Raw genomic sequence first — 3,375 nt, 5'->3', positions numbered from 1 at the left:
GGGCTGGACCCGCCCGGGCGGGCGTGGGGGCTGATGGGGTGCGTCGCGACGCACGGGGACCGGCGGGGCGTCCTTCGAGACGCAGCCTTTGGCTGCTTCTCAGGATGACGGGCGGTGTGGATTTTCCGCGGGCGCTCGGTCAGGCCCCTGGGGCGAGATGGCCGTGCAGAAAGGCCGCGGCCTGGTCGAGGGAGCGTTGTGCTTCGGGCAGGAGGGCGCCGAAGATCTGCCAGCCATGCGGCACGCCGGGCCAGATCGTCAGCGTGGCGTCGAGGCCGGCGGCGCGGGCCCGGGCGGCGAGGCGGCGGGAATCGTCCAGCAGCAATTCGCTGTCGCCGGCCTGGATCAGGAGCGGCGGCAGGCCGGTGAGATCCGCATAGAGCGGGGAGGCCAGCGGCGTGCGCGGGTCGGCGTCGCCGAGATAGTGGCGCGCCACCGCGTCGGCATGGTCCGGGTGGAACATGGGATCGCGCTCGGCATTCGACCGCATCGTCGCGCCGGTATGGGCGAGGTCGATCCAGGGCGAGAACAGGGCGGCGGCGGCCGGCTGCGGCAGGCCGAGGTCGCGCAGCCGCAGCAGCAGCGACAGCGCGAGGCCGGCGCCGGCCGATTCGCCCGCCACCGCGATCTGGCCCGGATCGTGCCCCTCGGCGAGCAGCCCGCGATAGCTCGCCACCACATCGTCCAGCGCGGCCGGAAAGCGGTGCTCGGGGGCGCGCCGATAGGCCGGGGCGAAGACCCGGAAGCCGCGCCGGGCGAACCCGACCGTGATGGTGCGGTGCGTCTGCGGCGAGCACACCACAAAGGCGCCGCCATGCAGGTAGAGCAGCGTCGCGGCGGGCTCGCCGCGGGAGGCCCATTCGCCCGGGATGCCGCCGACCGTGCCGGCCCGCACCGTGCCGCCGAGCGGCGGGGCTTTCAGGTGTGCCATCAGGGCGCGGCTCGCCCAGGGGTCGGGCTCGTAGCGCGAATGCGGCCGCACGAAGAGGCGCAGGATCCGGACCAGGAGCCGCAGCCGCAGGCTCGGCCGCTTGCCGGGCCCCTCGCTCATGCCGGGGGCGGGGCGACCCATCCGGCCCGCTTCAGGCGCATCACGGCGCGGTCCAGCGCCTGGAGGAAGGCGGAGCGGTCGCGCGGCGAGAACGGGCGCGGCCCGCCCGTCACGGCGCCGGCCTCGCGCAGCGAGGTCATCAGGTCGCGCGTGGCGAGCGCCATGCCGATGCTGCCGGTCGTGAACGCCTTGCCGTCCGGCGCGATCGCCTCCGCGCCGGCCGACACGCAGCGATGCGCGAGCGGCACGTCGGCCGTGATCACCACGATTCCGGGGCCGGCCCGCGCGGCGATCCAGTCATCGGCGACGTCGAGCCCCTGCGGCACCAGCACGCGCGCGATCAGCGGCTCGCGCGGCACGTTGATGAAGCTGTTCGCCACCACATAGGTCTTGAGCCCGTGCCGCAGGGCGACGCGGTACACCTCGTCCTTGACCGGGCAGGCATCGGCATCGACCAGGATGCAGGGGGCGGCGGGGGGCGTGTCGGTCATCGCCTGGAACATAGGTCGCCGGCCCGCGGGGCGCCACGTCGCCTTGCCGGCCGCCCGGGCCTGCCGCACAAGGCCGCCCATGCAGGACATCGTTCGCAAGATCCTCACCGCGCGCGTCTATGACGTCGCCATCGAGAGCCCGCTCGACCCGATGCCGCGTCTCTCGGCCCGGCTCGGCGCCTCCGTGCTCCTGAAGCGCGAAGACCTGCAGCCGGTGTTCTCGTTCAAGATCCGGGGCGCCCTCAACAAGATCGCCGGGCTCGGGCCCGAGGCGCTGGCCCGCGGCGTCATCTGCGCCTCGGCCGGCAACCACGCGCAGGGCGTGGCCCTGGCGGCGGCCCGCAAGGGCGCGCGCGCCACCATCGTCATGCCGACCACCACCCCGGGCATCAAGGTCGAGGCCGTGCGGGCGCGCGGCGGCGAGGTGGTGCTGCACGGCGAGGCCTTCGACGAGGCCTATGCGGAAGCGCGCCGCCTCGAACAGGAGGCGGGCCAGATCTTCATCCACCCGTTCGACGATCCGGACGTGATCGCCGGGCAGGGCACGGTGGGGCTCGAAATCCTGCGCCAGCATCCGGATCCGATCGAGGCCGTGTTCGTGCCGATCGGCGGCGGCGGGCTCGCGGCCGGCATCGCGGCCATCACGCGCTTTCTCCGGCCGGACACCAAGGTGATCGGCGTCGAGCCCGCGGAGGCGGCCTCCATGCAGGCGGCCATCGCGGCCGGCGAACGCGTGGTGCTGCCGGAGGTGGGGCTGTTCGCCGACGGGGTCGCGGTGCGGCAGGTCGGTGCCGAAACCTTTCGGCTCTGCCGAGAGCTTCTCCACGAGGTCATCACGGTCGACACCGACGCCATCTGCGCCGCCATCAAGGACGTGTTCGACGATACCCGCGCCGTCGCCGAGCCGGCCGGCGCGGTGGCCCTCGCCGGGCTCAAGCTCTATGCCGCCCGCCACCCCGCGCGCAGCGGCGCGCTGGTCGCCATCAATTCCGGCGCCAACCTCAATTTCGACCGGCTGCGCCACATCGCCGAGCGGGCGGAGATCGGCGAAGGCCGGGAGGCGCTGCTCGCCGTCACCATCCCGGAGCGGCCGGGCGCCTACCGGCGCTTCATCCAGCTCCTCGGCCAGCGCGCCGTGACCGAGTTCAACTACCGCTACGCCGATCCGGGGCCGGAGGGCCCGCCGCAGGACGCCCACATCTTTGTCGGCGTCGAGCTGAAGCACCCGGACGAGAAGCGGCAGATCCTGGAAGCGCTCGCGGCCGCCTCCTACCCGGTGGTGGACATGAGCGACAACGAGATGGCCAAGGTCCACGCCCGCTACATGGTGGGCGGCCGGGCCGGCATGCTGCAGGACGAAATCGTCTGCCGCTTCCAGTTCCCCGAACGGCCGGGCGCGCTGCTGCGCTTCCTGGAAAGCCTGCGGCCCGACTGGAACATCACCCTGTTCCACTACCGCAACCACGGCGCCGATTACGGCCGCGTGCTGGCCGGCATCCAGGTGCCGGATCGTGAGCGCCCAGCCTTCCACGACGCGCTCCGCGATCTCGGCTACCCCTATGTCGACGAGACCCAGAACCCGGCCTACCGCCTGTTCCTCGACGCGACGGGCGAGCGGGCGGGGCGGTGAGGGACGGGGAGGGGGCGGGGCGCGGCAGGGGGGCGGCTTCGTGGACGCTCGAAACGCGCTCTGGTAGAGGGGCCGAGGGACTCCGTAGCTCAGCTGGATAGAGCAGCCGCCTTCTAAGCGGCAGGTCGTTGGTTCGAGCCCAACCGGGGTCGCCATCTGGCTCCGGAGCGCGGCGCCGGTTCCGCCCGTCAGCGCCAGAACGG

General features: G+C 73.2%; 3 protein-coding genes and 1 tRNA gene. 2 read left to right on the top strand and 2 right to left on the bottom strand.

The window, feature by feature from the left end; all coding sequences use genetic code 11:
• Positions 1-139: 139 nt before the first annotated feature.
• Positions 140-1,072, bottom strand: coding sequence for an alpha/beta hydrolase (locus JWR86_RS08155; protein WP_299563401.1), 933 nt, complete (start codon positions 1,070-1,072; stop codon positions 140-142).
• Positions 1,048-1,542 carry a YaiI/YqxD family protein gene (locus JWR86_RS08150; RefSeq protein ID WP_299563398.1) on the bottom strand — a complete coding sequence of 165 codons (495 nt, stop codon included), beginning with the start codon at positions 1,540-1,542 and terminating at the stop codon, positions 1,048-1,050. The genes JWR86_RS08155 and JWR86_RS08150 overlap by 25 nt, the downstream gene beginning before the upstream one ends.
• Here JWR86_RS08150 and ilvA point away from each other — a divergent pair.
• Together ilvA and JWR86_RS08140 are read left to right on the top strand one after the other, a co-directional pair.
• On the top strand, positions 1,511-3,172 hold the full coding sequence (ilvA, locus tag JWR86_RS08145) for a threonine ammonia-lyase, biosynthetic (protein WP_299563395.1): 1,662 nt from the start codon (positions 1,511-1,513) through the stop codon (positions 3,170-3,172). The two genes, JWR86_RS08150 and ilvA, sit on opposite strands and share 32 nt — an antisense overlap.
• Before the next feature lie 78 nt (positions 3,173-3,250).
• Positions 3,251-3,327: transfer RNA gene (locus tag JWR86_RS08140), tRNA-Arg, on the top strand.
• Positions 3,328-3,375 lie beyond the last annotated feature (48 nt).

It is taken from the genome of Enterovirga sp. (assembly GCF_028290205.1).
Lineage (GTDB): Bacteria > Pseudomonadota > Alphaproteobacteria > Rhizobiales > Beijerinckiaceae > Enterovirga.
The sequence above is the reverse complement of the archived record's forward strand: the minus strand, read 5'-3'. Positions and strand labels throughout refer to the sequence as shown.

Coding starts and splice junctions, on each gene's coding strand:
- JWR86_RS08155 (WP_299563401.1), bottom strand. CDS start 1,072: ATGGGTCGCCCCGCCCCCGGCATGAGCGAGGGGCCCGGCAAGCGGCCG.
- ilvA (WP_299563395.1), top strand. CDS start 1,511: ATGCAGGGGGCGGCGGGGGGCGTGTCGGTCATCGCCTGGAACATAGGT.
- JWR86_RS08150 (WP_299563398.1), bottom strand. CDS start 1,542: ATGACCGACACGCCCCCCGCCGCCCCCTGCATCCTGGTCGATGCCGAT.